This is a genomic window from Bacteroidetes Order II. bacterium (genome assembly GCA_016788705.1).
Classification (GTDB): Bacteria; Bacteroidota; Rhodothermia; order Rhodothermales; family UBA2364; genus UBA2364.
In genome coordinates, this window is the sequence record JAEUSQ010000039.1 from 319154 (window position 1) to 338186 (window position 19033).

Sequence of the window (19033 nt, forward strand, 5' to 3'; positions counted from 1 at the left end):
CTCTCTTTAGTCCGGATTAAAACGATACCCAACCCCACGAACCGATACAATGGCCCCGGTACAGCCAACCGTTTGCAGTGCTTTACGCAGGTATCGAATATAAACTTCTACCACATTTGTATTGGGTTCAAAAGGCATTTGCCAGACCTCGCGGTAGAGGGTTTCGCGGGGAATATTTTGGCCCGCATGGGTGATGAAAAAGTGCAACAAGTCGAATTCGCGGGGGGTAAGGTTAATAACTTCGTTTTTATAAGTACAGGTGTGTGAATATGGATCTATGGTGAAATGCCCAGCCTGCATTTTGGTATCCCCTTGTTGTGTAGAGCGCCGATAGAGGGCTTCTAAGCGGGCAATTAACTCATCAAATGCAAAAGGTTTGGGCAAATAATCATCTGCCCCTGCACGTAAGCCTGCCACACGGTTTTCGATGGCGTCTAAGGCGGTAAGCATCAAAACTGGTTGTAAAGGGCGGATTTTACGTACTTCCCGGCACACGGTTAGGCCGTCAATGTCTGGCAAACGTAGGTCTAAAATTAGTATATCGTATTGTTTATTGGCTATTTGCTGAAGGGTTGAAGCGCCATGTGTGTGCCACTCCACATCGTGGCCTTCTTCTTTTAGGCCTTGTAGAATGAATTTGGCAATTTTAGGCTCGTCTTCGCATAGCAAAAGGTGCATTTTCATGTGGTATCCATTGGGGTGCTAATGTGGCTTTTTAGCATATGGACGCCCTGTTCAAAAACATAGCGCCGCGCATTATTCGGTTTAGTCATGTAAAAATACGTTTCGGTCTGGGTATTGATGACTGCACTTTTATAAGGCAGCGTGTTTATGTTGATTGTGGTTATAGAGACCATTGATGCAGCCACCAAACCATTAGGCCACAAAAATGTGACCTAATTGATGTCATAACCTTTTAGCAATCTGGCCGATTTTCGAGCGCTTTCCGGACGATGGCTTCCACCTGTTTGCGTTCGGTTTCTGGCATAGGCAAACGTGGTTCCCGAACCAAGGCATCGTTTTCTTTACCAGAAACCAAGGCTTCGGTAAACTTGATGTAATGCACAAAACGTGGGGTCACATCAAGATCTAACAGAGGACGAAACCAGCGATAAAGGGCGACCGCTTCTTGTACCCGTCCGGCCATTGCATGTTCATAAATGGCCACGGTTTCTTTGGGAAAAGCACAAACAAGCCCGGCCACCCAACCAATGGCCCCCGCCAACAGGCTTTCGAGGGCGATATTGTCCACACCAGTAAAAATCTGGAAGCGATTGCCGCACTGGTTTAGAACGTCGGTAACGCGGCGCACGTTGTCGGAGGATTCTTTTAGGGCGACCAATTGCGGAACCTCGGCCAATTCGGCAAACATAGCAGGGGTTACATCCACTTTATATGCCACCGGATTGTTGTACACCATAATGGGAACGGATGCGGCTTTCCCTACAGTTTTAAAGTGATGCATGGTTTCGTGGGCTTCTGCCGGATAGCGCATTGGTGGCAATACCATAAATCCATTCGCACCTAATTTTGTGCCCGCGTCCATAAACTGAATCACGGCTTTTGTGGTTGTTTCCGCCACGCCTGAAAGCACCGGAATGCGGCCATCGGCCACACGAAGCGCAATTTTAAGGGTCTCTAATTTTTCCTCGGTGGTCAGGCTGGCATTTTCGCCCAATGAGCCATTTACGATAATGCCATGTACGCCAGCAGCCATTTGTTCGGCGAAATGCTGTTCCATACGGGCTATATCTAACGAAAAATCAAGGGTAAACTTGGTGGTTACGGCAGAAAAAACGCCCTGCCACGGGGTTCCATTCATGAGGATATAAATTAAGGTTTAGGGGTTACTGAAAGGTACACTTTACCACCTTTCATGACGAATGTAATTTTTCTAAGGGCTGAAATCTGTTGGGTAGGGTCTCCTGAAACGGCAATCAGATCGGCCCATAAGCCCGGTTTTATGCTGCCCAGTTCTTTTTCCAATCCAAATATTTCCGCGTTTCCGGAAGTTGCACTGATCAAGACATCCAAGGACGACATTCCATACTCGACCATCAATTCCATTTCTTTGACATTCTCACCGTGCGAAAACACGCCTACGTCGCTTCCCATACAGATAGGGACTTTTTGGCGGAGGGCACTTTTAAAACTTTCCTTTTTGGCTTTTACACGAGGCGGATCCGGTTCTTGGCCTTTTTTCCAACCGGAATACTGAGCAAGGGCCTCTACAGCCGCCAAGGTGGGGCACAGTGCAACATGGTTATCGGCCATGTATCGGAAAACATTTTCGGTTCCAGCATCCCCATGTTCAATGGTTTGTACCCCCGCTTCGATGGCCCGCCGCATTCCTTCCTCGGTAGCCGCGTGAGCGGACACCCTTCTTCCCGCACCCGAAGCCGTTGTAACAATATAACGCCACTCTTCCGAAGTAAACGTCGGTTTTGCTTCTCCACGCAGCCCCCATCGGTAGTCGGCATAAATTTTGATCCATTCCGCGCCCCTGCCTATCTGGTCCCGAACAACTTGTATCAACCGCTGGCCATCGGCCTCTTCCGCCCCTTGTGGCACGTCATAGGCAAACCCCGTCCGTTTTGGGGCATAGGAACCTGTTGCAATAATGGCTTTTGAAGCAATGATAAGTCTGGGACCCGCGATAATTCCTTTTTCAAGGGCTTGTTTAAGCCCCCAATCCGCATATCCAGCCCCCTCCGTCCCCAAGTCTCTTAGCGTGGTAAATCCGGCCAATAAACTCGCTTTCAAGTGGTTGGTTGCCCGAGCTACCCGCTCCGCTTCGGTCTCGTTCAGCACTTGTTCATTCCACGTGGTTTCGTTATAGGGATGGAGCAATACGTGGCTGTGACCCTCAATTAATCCGGGCAACAAGGTTTGGTTAGGTAAAGAAATTTGCTGTGTCTCTTTATCAATTTCAAGCTCCGCAATGGGGCCAACTCCCACAATACGATCTTCTTTTATCAAGACTCCCCAGCCCTTACGAATCATGCTATGACCATCAAACAACTGGTCTGGAAATAACAAGATGGACTGTGCCTGTGCAGGAAGCACGAGGGCTAACATAAAAATGAAGCATACAAAAATTCGGTTTACCATGCGCATTCGGTCCAGTCAAATGGGTTGGAGTGAGCCAGCAAAATACAACAGACAACCGCATAAAGCCAATGAAGGGTGTTTTCTCTATGGATTACCTAATCATTTTAAAAAAGCAAGCGTTTTTTTACGATAACCGCTTAAGAAATGAAGATGGTTCTCGTTTATCGCCTACCCTCTTTTCACAAGACACGACAAAAAATCAAGATAAACCATGCCTGAATAAACGTTTCATATCCACCAGTGCGGTTCTTTTGGGATAGATAAACAAACAAGCTCTTGGTCATGACTTTTTTTGAAGGAAGAAAAATACTATTGTATTCTTCATTTAAAATCACAAAAAATCTAAGTACATGACAAAAAATATATACCTACTATTTTTACAGACTATATGAAAATATTTATCTAAAAGACCGCCTACATCCGGAAGCATACAAAAAAACCGGCACATCGTCCGGCTTTCTTGTATTCCCTTTTCCCATTATTCCTCAAACTTCTTTTTCCGGGTAGCCCAACCCGTTGGTGGTGGGTGGGTGGTGACTTAGTGGTCGTGTGGTTTGGTATTGGGGGCTGATTCCTGCGGGAAGTTCGTAGTATCTTGTCCCATCGGAATCAACTTTCGGTGAGAAGTTCCAAAAACCAGCCCACTCCCGCTCGTTTACTTCGATGAACCCCGTCCAACTTTCGATAAATTATCCATTAACTACGATTAACTATAAAATAACTACCGGCTCCAAGGCTATCACTATGCCACAAGACCAATGACGTAGGGCTATTCGGATGTAAAGGGGATTTCTCTACAGCCCAGAAACGGACGGCATACAAAAAACGACTCGGTGGACAAATACCGGAAGGCGTTGCGCGGAGGGGAGTTCCCCGCTTGAAAAGGGGCGTAGCCCTGACCTCTTCGTAGGAAACAAGGAATCAAGAAACGAAAAAGGGGCGTAGCCCTGCAATCTTCGTAAGAAACAAGGAACCATGACACGAAAAAGGGGCGTAGCCCTGACCTCTTATATCCAATCACCACCCTTTGAAAAGACCCACACGCAACCGGACAAAAACCTTCGGCGCGACGAAACTTCCCGACGTTGCGCGGGGGATGTACCTTCTGTTGAGACGCAACCTAAAAAAGGAGCGTAGCCCTGACCTCTTCGTAGGAAACAAGGAATCAAGAAACGAAAAAGGGGCGTAGCCCTGACCTCTTATATCCAATCACCACCCTTTGAAAAGAACCGCACGCAACCAGACAAAAACCTTCGGCGTGGCGAAGCATCACGAAGGCGTTGCGCGGAGGGGAGTTCCCCGCTTGAAAAGGGGCGTAGCCATTTTTTGTAGGAACCACGAAACCAAACCACGTAGAACGGAAATCTTATATCCAATCACCACCCTTTGAAAAGACCCACACGCAACCGGACAAAAACCTTCGGCGTGGCGAAGCATCACGAAGGCGTTGCGCGGAGGGGAGTAGTTCCCCGCACGCAAAACTAAGGTTTGAAGCCTTGAATAAAGAGGCCATAAGTTTTGATCTCTTCACTCAGAGTAGTTCCCCGCACGCTTTATGAGACATCTTCTTTGGTCTGGAGACTCTAGTTTTGATCTCTTCACTCAGAGTAGTTCCCCGCACCTTTTAACGCCAAAATCCAGAAATACAGCGACGGAAGTTTTGATCTCTTCACTCAGAGTAGTTCCCCGCACAAGTCGCTGGAAAAGAACTTTGCCGCGAGGTAGGAATGTTTTGATCTCTTCACTCAGAGTTGTTCCCCGCACCTGCAGAAAATGTTTATGAAACTTTTGTTGAAAGAGAGTTTTGATCTCTTCACTCAGAGTTGTTCCCCGCACGCAACAGGTCTTACAACTACCTGGTACGCATTTGGAGTATTGTTTTGATCTCTTCACTCAGAGTTGTTCCCCGCACGAATGCATGAACTTTACTGTAAACTATAAAACATATGTTTTGATCTCTTCACTCAGAGTAGTTCCCCGCACACCTTGGAAGTTTCTGGATGGGGAGGAATAAACGGACAGTTTTGATCTCTTCACTCAGAGTAGTTCCCCGCACTCTGTGTGAAAACCCTTTCGCCGAGATTCATACTAAGTTTTGATCTCTTCACTCAGAGTAGTTCCCCGCACCGGGTATACGTACAGTCGACGTTGCGACTGCATAAGGATGTTTTGATCTCTTCACTCAGAGTAGTTCCCCGCACAAGTTTCAAAAAAAATGTCATAGTCTCTCGACGATTTAGGTTTTGATCTCTTCACTCAGAGTAGTTCCCCGCACCAGTTGAGCGACGGTTCCGAGCTGCCAGTGACAGAGATGTTTTGATCTCTTCACTCAGAGTAGTTCCCCGCACTTTGATCGCCAATCCTAAAGTTTTCATCCTAAGTTTTGATCTCTTCACTCAGAGTAGTTCCCCGCACGTTTTGACTGGGTGCGATTCTAGCACACCTCAAGGTTTTGATCTCTTCACTCAGAGTAGTTCCCCGCACGCGTAAAAGCTTTCATGAAAGCCCTAATAACACAACCGTTTTGATCTCTTCACTCAGAGTAGTTCCCCGCACAGTAGGCAAAAAATCCCATTAAAAAACAAGCACTTACGGGGAAGAATGGACGAATCAACAAAAAAAGTACGGGGAACCGTCCGGAAAGTACAAAAAAAGCCCCCAAAGATGCAAGAAACGGCTTTAAAAAACAAGTACTTAATTGGTACGGACGAATGTAAAATGGCCTAAGTACTTATTTTTTAAAGACAATCCTTTATTTTCAGAAATGACATTTTCGATTCGTCCATTCGCACCAAATCTATGCACCACACCAATGCATTCCAACACCCAACATTTTTGCAACAAAAAAGCGGCCCCATCTGGAGCCGCCGTAAAAAAATCGGTACACGATCATCATTCCACCGTCACACTTTTGGCCAGATTCCTTGGTTGATCCACATTACACCCGCGTAGCACCGCCACATGATAGCTCAGGAGTTGGAGCGGGATCACGGTCAGGAGCGGCATCAGAAAGTCCACGGTATGGGGTACATGAAAGACCTTTTCGCAGAGGCGGTCTAAGTCTTGATTGCCTTCATCGGTAATGGCCACGATCGAGCCTTTACGTGCGCGGATTTCCTCCACATTCGAGACCACTTTGTCATAAATGGCATCTCGGTTGGCAATCATAACCACAGGCATAAACTCATCAATGAGCGCAATCGGGCCATGCTTCATTTCGGCAGCGGGATACCCTTCTGCATGGATATAGCTGATTTCTTTGAGTTTAAGTGCGCCTTCCAAAGCAACGGGAAAGTGGTATCCACGGCCCATGTAAAGAAAATTGGAGGCATAGCGATACATGGGTGCCAGTGCCCGAATGTCCTCATTGAGTTTCAGCACCTCGGTCACTTTTTCGGGGATTTCCGCCAATTCTTGTAGATAAGTGGTCATTTCGGCATCGGTGATGGTGCGGCCCTGTCCCATCCGGAGGGCAATCATCGTCAGTACCGTCACCTGCGCGGTAAATGCTTTGGTAGAGGCAACGCCAATTTCCGGCCCGGCATGAAGGTACACCCCGGCATCGGTTTCGCGGGCAATGGTAGAACCCACGGCATTACAAATCCCCAATGTAAGCGCTCCTCGGCTTTTGGCTTCACGAACCGCAGCCAAGGTATCGGCGGTTTCACCACTTTGCGAAATCACCATCACCACATCGTCTTTAGAAAGAATCGGGTTGCGGTACCGAAACTCACTGGCATATTCTACCTCCACCGGAATACCCGCCAGCGACTCTAGGAGATATTCTCCCACCAAACCGGCGTGCCAAGAGGTGCCACATGCCGCAATGACAATGCGTTTAGCGGCCAAAAGGCGATCCATCACATCCACCAATCCACCTAATTGGATCATGTTCTCTTCCAAACGAATCCGCCCCCGCAAGCAATTCCGGATAGATTCGGGTTGTTCCATGATCTCTTTCAGCATAAAATGGTCGTATCCGCTTTTCTCGATGGCTTCCAGTTCCATTTCCAGTTCATGCACCTCCGGTTTGAGTAATTGGTTGTCTAAAGTTTTGATTTCAAACCCACTTCTGCGTACCGTAAGCACATCTCCATCGTTCAGATAAACGACCTGCTTGGTATATTCGACCAATGGCGAGGCATCTGAAGCCAAAAAATACTCTCCCTCTCCAATCCCTAAAATCAACGGGCTACCATTTCGGGCGGCGATCAAGAGGTCTGGGTCTTCATGAGAGATCAGCACAATCCCATAGGTTCCTTCCACCTGCGTTAGGGCTTGCATCAGCGCGGTATCTAAGGAAAGATGCGTGGTATTTTTGACATCTTCAATCAACTTCACCAATACTTCGGTATCGGTCTGGCTCGTAAATTGATAGCCTTTCCGGATCAATTTTTCGCGTAGTGCCGCATAATTTTCGATAATTCCATTATGCACCATTGCAAATTGCAGATTTCCCGCCATGTGTGGGTGTGCGTTCACGTCATCGGGTGCGCCGTGCGTGGCCCATCGGGTATGACCAATACCTAATTGACCAGTCACCGGATTTTCTGCAATCAGTTTGGCCAATTCTTTGACCTTGCCTTTTTTCTTGCGCACATGAAGCGCGCCATTCACCACTGCAATCCCGGCCGAGTCGTAGCCGCGGTATTCTAGGCGTTGAAGGCCGTTTAACAAAATAGGGGTTGCCTCACGAGGGCCGATATAACCTACGATTCCACACATATACGTATAACAATTTAGGATTTACAAGAATTTAAAACAGTTTGTAAAGGATAAAGGGAATGGAGGTGTGTGCAGCGTGGCACAAAGGAAAATTGCTTCAGAAACGGTTTTGGATAAGCAGAAAGATACAAGACTTCAACGTCAAAAGCAAATAATAAAGCCAGCGCCCTTTCCTCCTTAGAAAAAGCGCCGGGAGATCTTTTTTACGCCGCTAAGGCTGGCTCGGGGAGTGTACGTCCAACAATTTGGGCAATCATCCGCAATTCCTGCATCATTTCACGGAACTGATTAAAATAGAGTGATTGCGGGCCGTCACTCTTCGCTGTTGGTGGGTCTGGATGGATTTCAATCATCAACCCGTCGGCCCCTACCGCAACACCTGCACGAGCGAGCGGTGCCACCTTATCACGAATGCCCACACCATGACTGGGATCTACGATGATGGGTAAATGGCTTTTTTGCTTAATCACTGGAACCGCCGAAAGGTCTAATGTATTGCGGGTATAGGTCTCGAAAGTACGAATTCCGCGTTCGCAGAACATGACGTGTGGATTTCCATTGGCGATGACATATTCCGCGCTCATGATCCATTCTTCAAACGTCGAAGAAAGTCCTCGTTTCAGAAAGATGGGCTTATCCACCTTTCCCAATTCACGCAGCATGGAGAAGTTTTGCATGTTTCGGGCACCAATTTGCAAAATGTCTGCATATGTGGCAACAATTTCGATTTGGTTAATTTCCATGACCTCGGTAATCACCTTGAGTCCATGACGATCGGCGGCCTCGCGCATCATCTTAAGACCAGGAACGCCCAACCCTTGAAATGCGTAGGGAGAAGAACGTGGCTTATAGGCCCCACCGCGTAAAACTTGTGCGCCCGTTGCCGCAACCACAGCGGCGGAAGCTTCTATTTGCTCCTCACTTTCTATAGAACAAGGCCCAGCCATGATAATCAATTCATCACCACCAACCGAAAGGCCATCCACGTCTATCACTGTATTCTCCTTCTTCCAAGTTCGGCTGGCAAACTTATAAGGCGTAGTGACCCGATAGACATCGGAGACACCCTCTAAAACCTTGATATGCCGGATGTCGAAATCCGGTTTTACGCCAATGGCGCCTAAGACTGTTTGACGAACTCCGGTAGAACGGTGAACATCAAATCCATAGCCATTAAGTTTCCCGATCACCTCTTCTACTTGTCGTTCCGGGGCATCGGCGTTCATGATTACGACCATGATTTCCTTGTTTGTAAAATGTATTATTGGAGTAAACAGGGATTGCTAAAACATAATACAATGCAGGCAACCCACGAAACAAACCCTATCCGGGTTGAAAACGCTTTTATCTTATAAGCGATACCGTTCGAGCGAAAAATTCTCACCAAGATAACTTTTCCGTACTTCTTCGTCTGCCGCCAACGTTTCGGCTGTTCCATGTCGCAGGATTTTTCCTTTATAGAGGATGTACGTCACATCGCAAATAGCCAATGTTTCATGCACGTTATGATCCGAAATCACCATGCCGATGTTCCGGGTTTTGAGGTGAGCCACAATGCGTTGAATGTCTTCCACGGCAATTGGATCCACACCAGCGAATGGCTCGTCCAAGAGCAAGAATTTCGGTTGGGTGGCCAATGCCCGCGCAATTTCGCAACGCCGTCGCTCCCCACCGGAAAGCATGTACCCTTTCGACTTGCGGATGCGGGCAATCCCAAATTCCTCCATCAGCTGTTCAATACGCTGGTTTCGTTCTTTTTTGGAGATGGGTTGATATTCCAAGACCGCCTTCAGGTTGTCTTCCACCGAAAGTTGTTGAAACACTGAGGCTTCCTGGGCGAGGTAGCCAATCCCTAACCTTGCCCGTTTAAACATGGGAAGTTTGGTAATTTTCCGATCGTTTATGAGTACATCGCCTTGGTCTGGGGTCACCATACCACACATCATCAAGAAAGTGGTTGTTTTTCCTGCGCCATTGGGGCCAAGCAGCCCCACAATTTGCCCTTGCTGCACCTCCACATCCACCTGATCCACGACGGCTCGGCGACGATAGCGTTTTACCAGCCCCCGTGTATGCAGCACAGCAGGACGCAGCAGCCCCGATTCAACGGTTTCGGTGTTTGGTTGTTGTTCGTTTTCCACGTGGCTTTTCAGGCGTTTGTGATACAGGATTCGGTATAACGGTTTCGACCTGTTTGCGTTCCGGCGGCAAGTTGATCCGTTTTCGGATCCACCTCCATTGCTCATCCGTTACCGGAAATTCCTTGTATTGAGGGCGTTTATCTGGTTGCCAGTTAAAACCATTTAGTTGAAAGTTTTCTGGGATGATCTCGGCGTCATAAATTACACCATCAGGCTTTAAGGCATCCAAAGTTTTAATATTTTCTTTTTCAAAAGTCAAGTAAAGTTGGTCTGATTTTAGCTGAATACCTTGTGATAATTTTTTTTGATCATTTTTACTAAAATATAAAGCTTCTGCTTGTGGAAAAATAGTGACCGAACGTAAGGTATCTTGTTCAAAAAAACCAAATAATTTTTTTCCTCTTAGTTGATTTATTTTATTCAGAACAGAATCCATTTGCGCAACAAATGCATTCCCAAAAACGGATAACGAATCCGGCTTTCCGTCTTTTAATACCATCCGAAGGGTATCACCGGAAATTTGGTTTTGCCGAGACCACACCAAAGGGGCGCCAAACAATTGGATCTCTTCTCTAAAATCGGGTTCTCGATTCCATTTAGTGTATCGGCTTGAGTCGGAACGTGCGGCAAAAGTCCCTTGGCGCATCCTAGTTTGACCCCGAATGACCATATGTTGGTAACCTTCCTCTGGCTCATTCACTTCCAATATCCGTGCAGCCAACAATAGCGTATCCAACACGGCTGTATCTTCTTTTGTAGGCTTTAGCCGGACCACCAATGGGTTTCCACGAAGTACCGAGGATTTGGAGGCATTGTTGTGGTATAAAGAGCCACCAAACAAAAAGGTTCTTGCTGGTTGTACCGTTTCAGTGGCTTTCCGGGCCATTTTTTTTTCGTATCGCTCTAATTTAATTTTCCCACGCGCAAAAGAAATATCGGTCTTACGGTTATGTGTCACGGAATCGGCTTGTAGAAAAAAATCGGGGTGTTGGAGTTCCACATTTCCATAAAAAAAGGCTTCTTGTAACTCACGATAATATACACCTTTGGTGGCTGTTAGCACCATTTTATCGTCCATCAAGCGGACATTTCCTTCAAACTCGCCCCATTTATAGGTAGTATTGTATGAACCTTTGGTGGCCGTAAGAATTGTTTTTCCATCCACTAATTTCACGTCCCCCTCAAAATTCCCCCATTTATCTTGATTAGAAAAACGGCCCCGTCGAGCGGTGATGACGGCCGTACTGTCTATGATACGGGCGCCAGTGGTAAAATGTACCAATTTCGTTTGGGCATCATACTCGCCGGCTGTTGTAAAAATGCGGGTTTGACCATTGGAAACACGGATATTTCCAGATGCTTTGGCTTGCTTATTAAGTGTATTATATACAATTTGATCGGCAGTGAGGGTGTCACCATTTTGTACCATCCAAACCTTTCCACGCAGGGTAATTAGATTACTATCAAACCGTTCCACCACTTCTTGGGCACGAAGCAAGGTATTTTCCTGTCGGAGCGAGACGTTACCCCGTAGGGTTCGGGAGGTGGTAGTACCAATGGTTTGGTCTGCATTCAGGATATCCACCAATTTGCCAATGGGGCCACTTCGGGTTTGTGTGGTATCTGTCGTCGCTACCGCATTGGGTGTGGGATTTGGCCTGATCTGTGCCAGCACCCACGATTCCGGTAGCACTACCCCAACAAGCAGCCATCCAGACAAAAAAAACACCCCCGGCCAACATTTGTTTTTCTTCATAATCCGCTTATCCTTACCTGTCCGGTGAGTTTTCGGGCGCTGTAATTGGTCATACTTTCATCCGTCACCAAGTCATAGACCTGCAATTGTTCTTGATCCGAAATCATCCGAACCAATCCTTTTGCAGAGAGTTTTCGGGTTGCGTTGTCCCAGATAAGGTGCTCGGCCTGAAGGCGTCGGCCTGTTGCTGTTTCCACCTGCACGTTCCCAGTCGCTGTAAGGTGCAACGTTGCTTCCTCGAACCGGAGTTTGTCCATACTGATGTTGGCGGAAGGCTTTCCCGATGGATCGAAAAGGGCCACCCGCACGGGTTTTTTGGATTTCCCAACTCCCAATAACGCAAAAACAGAATCCCCCCGCTCGAAGCGTGCCATACTTCCTGCTTGTACCCGCAGTTTAGGCTTTCCATCTTCCAAGATTTCTAAAGAAACATTTTCTATTTCTTGGGTGGGCTTACGTGGATCCGGCAACTGGGGTTTAGTGGTGTCTATGTCGGAAAAACGACAACCGGCAATCACCACCAAGAAATATAATTTACCATAACGGAGATAGGTTTTATTTTCTGACAAAGGGAATTTCATACATTTTAAAATCGTTCAGGGGCAAAGGGCAAAGGGTCCATAAATGGCGTTTTCCCACTGATTAAATCAGAGATTATTTTTCCGGTTCCTGTGGCAGTGGTTACGCCAATCATCGCATGGCCTGTGGCCACCAACACATTCGGGAAGGCCTTCAACGGCCCCACCAAGGGCATTCCATCCGGTGAACAAGGTCGTAAACCCATCCAAGAAGTAGCCTGTTGTACTGCCATGGCATCATAATTGGTTAGGTATTCCTGTGCGGCGTTTTTAATGGCCTGTACCCTCCGATGGTTTACGGAGAGGTCCATTCCGGTCAGTTCCATCGTCCCAGCATACCGGATTTCGTTCCCAAAAGGCGTAATGGCCACACTTCGCTCGCTTAACAAGATGGGCATTCGGGTTAAGGTCCCCGTTTGAGGCAGGGTAATGCTATAACCTTTTCCGGGTTGAATTGGTAGTTTAATCTTGAGCGCCTGATTTACTTCTTGCGACCAAGCCCCCATTGCGAGCACTACATAATCCGCTTCAAATTGTTGATGTGTGGTTTGAACCTTTTTAATTTCTTTTTTGCCCAATTCAAAACCATTTACCGTTGCCTTTTCTATTATTCTTCCCCCATTTGCGCGGACATATTCGGCTAAATGCACCATCAACTTGGCGGGATTTAGGTGCGAATCAATTTTAAAAAAGGCCCCACCCTTCAGGTCTCTACGGAGGGTGGGCTCCATTGTACACATTTCCTCCAAATCCAAAACCCGTGCCTCCATACCAACCTTTTGTACCGCTTCCACTTCATGAATGCAGGATTTTAGACCCGCATCTGTTTTCGCCGCAAAAATTAGGCTTTTTTCCTCGAACCCCACCCTATCTCCCAAAGCCTGGTTCAATACTTTAAACAGATGTAGGCTCTCTTCGCATAGTGTACCTAATATTGGCATACAGCGGTTTACATGTGCTTTGGTTGCATACGAACGAAACGCCCATAGCCACCGAAACAATTCGATCTCTATACGGGGCTTGATATAGAAAGGACTTTCGGGGTCTAACATCCACTTTAGACCCTTACGAATCACACCCGGCGCGGCGAGTGGAACTACATGGCTGGGCGTTACCCATCCTGCATTTGCCCAGGAACTGCCTTTTCCCACTTCCGCTTTTTCGAGAACCGTCACATCATGGCCTTCCTGCAAGGCATAATAGGCCGTACATAAGCCAATGACTCCTCCGCCAATGATAACAACTTTAGACATAAACAGTTGTTTTTATTGAAAATATGTTTAGCCTACCGAAAATCCAAAAGCATAAGGATCGTCATCCGGATCAATGGTAATGGTATTCCATCCGGTAATTTTGGCCCACCCTTCTATACTCGGAATAATGGCTTTAAACGGCCCCACTTCGGTCTCGGATTCCACCCTGCCTATAAAAAGGCTTCCAATAATGCTTTCATGTACAAAGCGATCCCCCACTGCCAGTTTCCCTTTTGCCGCCCATTGTGCTATACGTGCCGAAGTACCCGTTCCACACGGCGAGCGGTCTATGGCTTTATCTCCATAAAAAACGGCATTGCGTGCGTGTGCTTCAGGATTCGTCGGTTCACCCGTCCATTGAACATGCCCCAGTCCTGAAATGCGCGGATCGGTCGGGTGAACAAAGGTATATTTTTGGTTAAGTGCTGTTCTTAGCAGTGGACTAAACCGCAACACATCTGCCGCAGTAAACGCGCCAAGACCGGGAAAGTGGGCTTGTGGCTCTACGATCGCATAAAAATTCCCCCCATAGGCCACATCGCATGTGATGGTACCTAAGCCTGGAACATCGGCTTCGAGGTTGGGGGCATACAAAAAAGAAGGAACATTAATGATCCTAACAGAACGTACTTTACCGTTAGATAACGTGTAATGGGCCTCTACCTTTCCGGCAGGCGTCTCGATGCGCAATAAACCCGGGGTTTTTGGTGTTACCAAGCCTTTTTCGATGATCACCGTGACGGTTCCAATGGTTCCATGACCACACATGGGCAGACAACCACTGGTTTCGATAAACAAAATTCCTATATCTCGGTTGGGATCTGCGGGGGGATATAAAATGGAGCCAGACATCATATCATGACCACGCGGTTCAAACATCAACCCCTTCCGAATCCAGTCGTAGCGGGCCAAAAAATCCAACCGACGCTCGGCCATGGTCTCGCCCGCCAAAAATGGGCCACCACCCGCCACTACCCGTACCGGATTGCCACACGTATGGGCATCAATACAAAAAAAAGTTGAAACCATGTCAGCAATTTCCAATTACACGTATCAAAAGGGATCTTGTTTTTTAGTTTTTTTATTGCTAAATTTACAGACCCTTAAATTAGATCATCGGTGCATAAAATCAAAATCTCTTTCTGACCAATGCCTTTAACGACCATTTCCTTTCAGTAAGATCGTCCATTATCCACCACGCATACCAAACAGACCTCTTTTTTTACCAGCATTAAATAACCCCCCAAACAATAACTTCCAAAACACATGAACACAAACATGAACGTAAGCCTGACATTTCGTCGGATGCTATCCCTCTTTATACCGGTTTTTTTGGGACTTACCTCCAATGGCTGCGACTTCCTCGCTGAAAAATTGGGCGTGGATTATGTAACCGTACCCATGGATAAGTTCGCTACGGACTTGCCCGTTGCAAATGGTTCTATTGGATACTCCTCCGGCGAAGTCAATCTTGGGAGCGTGACCCTGCCTAAAGTGTTTGAAGCCGATGAAATCCGCATAGCAACCGACCAATTGGTCTTTACCGAAACGACCGATACGCTGGGCAAAACCGCTGCCCAAAATGGAAAGGTACGTATAACTATCAATATTCAGGGGTATTGCGCTGGACAAGCCACCTTGACCATTACCAATAGTGTGGTCTCTGCCATATCGTCAAACCCTATTCCCATTGGTCAATGCGCACAACTCGCAAGCTATCACGCCGCCCTCCCCGCTTCTGTAAAAGCACTCTTGGCAACCGATTACCTCACCTTAACAACAGCTAAAATCCGTGAAGCCATTAATACGGCCATTCGCGCCCTTAAGGTTAAAGGAACGGTCACTGTAGAGGTAGTAGAAGGGACGATCCGAGGAAAATTCACCCTGAAAAAGGCGGATGTTCACTTGGATTTCTAAAGTCGAGTAATGCGTTTAGTTTAGGGGTGTTATCACGAGCACCCCTTTTTTGCCTTGTATAATAAAATAGCTACCTAAAAGGTGTTTCGCAGCCTATCATAAATTCGGACATACGCTTTGGAGGTATTTCTGGTCAAACAGGCCAAAGTGACGTTTCTCCATTTTCCTTTTAACCCCTTGATGCACCGCGACAATGCAAGGATACATCGTGCTTAGGTTAGTAACGTTTTTTTCTCGCCAGATTGTAAGTGCGCGATTTGATTATTAAGACCATCTTGCATAGGCACCGAAAGCCGATCTTCTGTAACCATCCGAACCAAACTTTCACAGGTATTGAACTCCTTACAAAAAAACAGACCCTATTAAATAATTTAATATTGTACAACCCAATCTACGCCTTATATTCAATCCGATTTATCATTATTTTTTCTTTCAATTCATCTTATGCCTTAAAAGACCCCACCGCCTATAGATCTTCATCCATTTATCAACACCGAAGTAAATAGCAATCGTCTTTTTACTATATAAACAACCCATAATTTTTAACTTTTGAGACACATGAACACAACTTTGAACGTAAACCTTGCGTTACGTCGGATGGTATCCCTCGTTGCTTTGGCATTCTTTGCATTCACCTCCAATGGTTGCGACTTCATTGCTTCTAAGCTTGGAGTGGATGAGGTAGATGTCCCTACCAGCTCATTTGCCAGTTCGGTTAATCTTGTCCCCGACCAAACTACTTTGGTTGAAGGAAAGGTAAATTTGAGCAGTGTAAAACTACCTGACATATTTGATGTGGACGAAGTCATCCTCTCTCCAGATTACTTCACCTTTACCCCCTCCGCCGCAAGTGCTTTAGGAAAAACATCGGCAAGTGGACAAATTATTCTGCTTCTTTTGGTGAACAACCTTCCAGTTGCATATGCAACGATTACCATTAAGGACGACAAGGTCACAGACATTACCCCAAAAGAGTTAAAACTTACAGCAAAGGTACTAAAGGCCCAAGTGGATGCAATGATTGCTAAAACTCCAGAGCCAAACAGAACGAAACTAGGAAACGCAATAAAAGCTAGTGGATGGGAGACGTTGACTTTAGCGCAAGTCGTGGCTGCGATTAATCAGGCGGTTAAGTCTGCAGAACCTACTGTAAGTGTTGCGCTCCTACCCAATTCTACTATAACAGGAAAATTGAATGTGAGTAAACTTAGGTTCGGTTTAAAATTCTAAGGGTAGTGTTTAAAAGATTAATAGAGGGTTGTGTTTTTTTGCGCAACCCTTTTTTTATGTACAGACGAATCCTCGTTGATCTATCCAACAATCAATCGTTCCTTGCCTATCTTTTAAAGAAGACTTATGGCAAAAAATGTGTAGGGGCTGCCGCTCATTTTGTCATCGTCTCAAGAACGCTTGCCCTTTCCTATACGCTTTTTTTGGCTTATCTTGGTTAGACAGGCCAAATTGGCTTTATCCTTATTCTTTACAAACCGTTTTTTCTATGAACACTACCCAAGATACGTCGTTCTTTGGGCATCCACGCGGCTTAGCGACGTTGTTTTTCACCGAGATGTGGGAGCGATTCAGCTATTACGGCGGTCGTGCCCTGCTTATTTTATACATGACCGATCAATTGGTAAATGGCGGACTTGGCTTCACGGTAGCCGATGCAGGAGCCATTTATGGACTTTATACCGCCTCGGTATATCTAACCAACCTACCCGGTGGCTGGATTTCGGACAAGTTCTTGGGTGCGCGAAATGCCGTTTTTTATGGGGGTATTATTATCGCCCTTGGAAACGTGTTGCTGGCATTTCCGGGACTTGGCTTTTTCTATGGCGGATTGGCATTGATTGCATTGGGAACGGGCTTGCTTAAGCCCAATGTGAGCACGATGGTTGGTTCGTTGTATGACAAAACAGACAACCGCCGAGATGCCGGATTTTCAATCTTCTATATGGGAATCAATTTAGGTGCCTTCTTAGCCCCATTGATTGCCGGATACATTGGAGAGACGATCAATTGGCGTTATGGCTTCTTGGCCGTAGCTGTGGGGATGTGTATCGGCTTGGTGCAATACAAAATGGGAGACAAACACCTTGGGACTGTAGGGCACTTTATCCCACCCTCCACCAGCGAAGAAGCCGCTAAACAAAGGAAGTCACTTCTCATGGCCATACTCTTTCTGGCGGCCTCTTTTGCAATTCCTTATTTACTTCATGTTACCGGATCTATTCAGATTACCATTGACTGGATTAAGACCGCCATGACCTATGTATTTATTGCAATCCCGATTGTTTATTTCGGATTTTTATTCCTCAGGGGCGGGTTTACGAGCGATGAGAAGAAGCGATTGGCTGCTATTTTTGTTTTCTTCGTCGCAGCGGCTCTGTTCTGGGGCTCGTTCGAGCAAGCTGGTTCTACCCTCACCCTCTTTGCAGATCGCCACACCAACAACCAAATATTCGGGCTTCCCTTCCCCACCACTTGGTGGCAATCGGTTAACTCCATCTGGATTATCTCGTTGGCGCCTGTCTTTGCCGCACTCTGGCTGTATTTGAACAAGAAGAATTTAGAGCCTTCCACCCCGGTTAAGTTTGGATTAGGCTTGTTGTTTGTTGGTCTTAGCTTCCTTTTATTGGTCATTCCAGCCAATGCCATTGTTGCATCTTCAGACGTAAAAGTGGGTGTTATGTGGCTGTTGACGGTCTATCTTCTACAAACCATAGGAGAGCTGTGCTTAAGTCCGGTGGGGTTGAGCACCATGACGAAATTGGCCCCCGAACGCGTGGTCGGTCAGATGATGGGGGTATGGTTCCTTGGTGCTGCCGTAGGCAATTTTATTGGTGGTAATGTGGGTGGATTATTCGAGACCTACCCCCTTAACAGCCTATTCTTGGCCGTAGCAGGTACCTCTATTGCCGTTTCGGTGGTGATGTTTGCTTTAGTACCGTGGGTGAAGAAGTTGATGGGCGATGTAAAATAATATCTTCAAGAATCAGACTTGCGATTTTAGGATTTGCAACATAATGGCGTAACTTCCGTTCTTGGGGGTTGCGCCATTTGTGTGTCGCTCCGTATTCAAAACCAACGTTGTTGTTATGGTTATACCCATTGAAATAACTCCAAACGGGTTAGACTTGCCGCTGCCCCGATATGCAACCTCTAAGAGTGCTGGAATGGATCTTTTGGCTGCTATACCCGCCGAAGAACCTGTTATATTAAAACCGGGTGAGCGTGGTTTAATCCCTTCTGGCTTAAAAATAGCCCTTCCGGATGGTTACGAAGCACAAATTCGCCCCAGAAGTGGTTTGGCTTTTAGGTTTGGCGTCACCATCTTGAACGCTCCGGGTACCATAGATGCCGATTTTCGGGGCGAGGTAAAAGTGCTACTCATCAATTTTGGTAAAGAGCCTTTTATTATTCATCGTGGAGACCGGATCGCCCAAATGGTTATTGCCCCCTATTCCGTCGCTTCTTGGCAGTTTGTTTCACCGTTGGACGAAACACCTCGTGGCGAGGGTGGATTCGGCCATACGGGTATATAACATAATC

General features: G+C 46.7%; 14 protein-coding genes and 1 CRISPR repeat array. Of the genes, 5 read left to right on the forward strand and 9 right to left on the reverse strand.

Features of this window, described 5'->3' with window-relative positions; all coding sequences use genetic code 11:
• Positions 1-6: 6 nt before the first annotated feature.
• The 3 genes from JNN12_11110 to JNN12_11120 all read right to left on the reverse strand — a co-directional run bounded on the left by JNN12_11110 (position 7) and on the right by JNN12_11120 (position 3078).
• The gene (locus JNN12_11110) at positions 7-684 is read right to left on the reverse strand and encodes a response regulator transcription factor (GenBank protein MBL7978877.1); all 678 of its coding nucleotides are present in this window, start codon (positions 682-684) and stop codon (positions 7-9) included.
• 232 nt (positions 685-916) lie between these two features.
• Positions 917-1828 (reverse strand): dihydrodipicolinate synthase family protein, encoded by a 912-nt coding sequence (locus JNN12_11115; protein MBL7978878.1) that lies wholly within the window; start codon positions 1826-1828, stop codon positions 917-919.
• A 5-nt stretch (positions 1829-1833) separates the two neighbouring features.
• Complete coding sequence (locus JNN12_11120; protein ID MBL7978879.1) at positions 1834-3078, reverse strand: amidohydrolase family protein; 1245 nt, start codon at positions 3076-3078, stop codon at positions 1834-1836.
• A gap of 1008 nt (positions 3079-4086) precedes the next feature.
• Between JNN12_11120 and JNN12_11125 the strand changes: the two genes are divergently transcribed.
• Complete coding sequence (locus JNN12_11125) at positions 4087-4248, forward strand: hypothetical protein (protein MBL7978880.1); 162 nt, start codon at positions 4087-4089, stop codon at positions 4246-4248.
• A 303-nt stretch (positions 4249-4551) separates the two neighbouring features.
• Positions 4552-5667: direct repeats of the CRISPR family, unit length 35 nt; unit sequence GTTTTGATCTCTTCACTCAGAGTAGTTCCCCGCAC.
• 336 nt (positions 5668-6003) lie between these two features.
• Here JNN12_11125 and glmS read toward each other — a convergent pair.
• From glmS to JNN12_11155, 6 genes are all read right to left on the reverse strand, one after another.
• Positions 6004-7836, reverse strand: a complete 1833-nt coding sequence (gene glmS / locus JNN12_11130) for a glutamine--fructose-6-phosphate transaminase (isomerizing) (protein MBL7978881.1) — start codon at positions 7834-7836, stop codon at positions 6004-6006.
• 203 nt (positions 7837-8039) lie between these two features.
• Entirely contained in the window at positions 8040-9074 is a 1035-nt protein-coding gene (gene aroF, locus JNN12_11135) for a 3-deoxy-7-phosphoheptulonate synthase (GenBank protein ID MBL7978882.1), read from the reverse strand.
• Positions 9075-9185: 111 nt separating this feature from the next.
• Positions 9186-10082, reverse strand: coding sequence for an LPS export ABC transporter ATP-binding protein (gene lptB / locus JNN12_11140; GenBank protein MBL7978883.1), 897 nt, complete (start codon positions 10080-10082; stop codon positions 9186-9188).
• Positions 10083-11729: 1647 nt separating this feature from the next.
• Complete coding sequence (locus JNN12_11145) at positions 11730-12314, reverse strand: hypothetical protein (GenBank protein ID MBL7978884.1); 585 nt, start codon at positions 12312-12314, stop codon at positions 11730-11732.
• Positions 12315-12319: 5 nt separating this feature from the next.
• On the reverse strand, positions 12320-13564 hold the full coding sequence (locus JNN12_11150) for an FAD-dependent oxidoreductase (GenBank protein ID MBL7978885.1): 1245 nt from the start codon (positions 13562-13564) through the stop codon (positions 12320-12322).
• Between the two features lie 27 nt (positions 13565-13591).
• Positions 13592-14593, reverse strand: a complete 1002-nt coding sequence (locus tag JNN12_11155; protein MBL7978886.1) for a 4-hydroxyproline epimerase — start codon at positions 14591-14593, stop codon at positions 13592-13594.
• Positions 14594-14830: 237 nt separating this feature from the next.
• On the opposite strand from JNN12_11155, the gene JNN12_11160 reads away from it, so the two are divergent.
• From JNN12_11160 to dut, 4 genes are all read left to right on the forward strand, one after another.
• Positions 14831-15481 carry a hypothetical protein gene (locus JNN12_11160; protein ID MBL7978887.1) on the forward strand — a complete coding sequence of 217 codons (651 nt, stop codon included), beginning with the start codon at positions 14831-14833 and terminating at the stop codon, positions 15479-15481.
• Positions 15482-16039: 558 nt separating this feature from the next.
• The gene (locus JNN12_11165; GenBank protein MBL7978888.1) at positions 16040-16711 is read left to right on the forward strand and encodes a hypothetical protein; all 672 of its coding nucleotides are present in this window, start codon (positions 16040-16042) and stop codon (positions 16709-16711) included.
• Between the two features lie 268 nt (positions 16712-16979).
• A complete protein-coding gene (locus JNN12_11170; GenBank protein MBL7978889.1) occupies positions 16980-18464 on the forward strand; it encodes a peptide MFS transporter in 1485 nt (494 codons plus the stop codon).
• Between the two features lie 115 nt (positions 18465-18579).
• On the forward strand, positions 18580-19026 hold the full coding sequence (gene dut, locus JNN12_11175) for a dUTP diphosphatase (protein MBL7978890.1): 447 nt from the start codon (positions 18580-18582) through the stop codon (positions 19024-19026).
• Positions 19027-19033 lie beyond the last annotated feature (7 nt).

Bases quoted from the DNA above. Each gene is read 5' to 3' on its own strand.
- JNN12_11110 (MBL7978877.1), bottom strand. From the start codon at position 684: ATGAAAATGCACCTTTTGCTATGCGAAGACGAGCCTAAAATTGCCAAA.
- JNN12_11120 (MBL7978879.1), bottom strand. From the start codon at position 3,078: ATGTTAGCCCTCGTGCTTCCTGCACAGGCACAGTCCATCTTGTTATTT.
- JNN12_11125 (MBL7978880.1), top strand. From the start codon at position 4,087: ATGACACGAAAAAGGGGCGTAGCCCTGACCTCTTATATCCAATCACCA.
- glmS (MBL7978881.1), bottom strand. From the start codon at position 7,836: ATGTGTGGAATCGTAGGTTATATCGGCCCTCGTGAGGCAACCCCTATT.
- aroF (MBL7978882.1), bottom strand. From the start codon at position 9,074: ATGGTCGTAATCATGAACGCCGATGCCCCGGAACGACAAGTAGAAGAG.
- lptB (MBL7978883.1), bottom strand. From the start codon at position 10,082: ATGAGCAATGGAGGTGGATCCGAAAACGGATCAACTTGCCGCCGGAAC.
- JNN12_11145 (MBL7978884.1), bottom strand. From the start codon at position 12,314: ATGAAATTCCCTTTGTCAGAAAATAAAACCTATCTCCGTTATGGTAAA.
- JNN12_11150 (MBL7978885.1), bottom strand. From the start codon at position 13,564: ATGTCTAAAGTTGTTATCATTGGCGGAGGAGTCATTGGCTTATGTACG.
- JNN12_11155 (MBL7978886.1), bottom strand. From the start codon at position 14,593: ATGGTTTCAACTTTTTTTTGTATTGATGCCCATACGTGTGGCAATCCG.
- JNN12_11160 (MBL7978887.1), top strand. From the start codon at position 14,831: ATGAACACAAACATGAACGTAAGCCTGACATTTCGTCGGATGCTATCC.
- JNN12_11165 (MBL7978888.1), top strand. From the start codon at position 16,040: ATGAACACAACTTTGAACGTAAACCTTGCGTTACGTCGGATGGTATCC.
- JNN12_11170 (MBL7978889.1), top strand. From the start codon at position 16,980: ATGAACACTACCCAAGATACGTCGTTCTTTGGGCATCCACGCGGCTTA.
- dut (MBL7978890.1), top strand. From the start codon at position 18,580: ATGGTTATACCCATTGAAATAACTCCAAACGGGTTAGACTTGCCGCTG.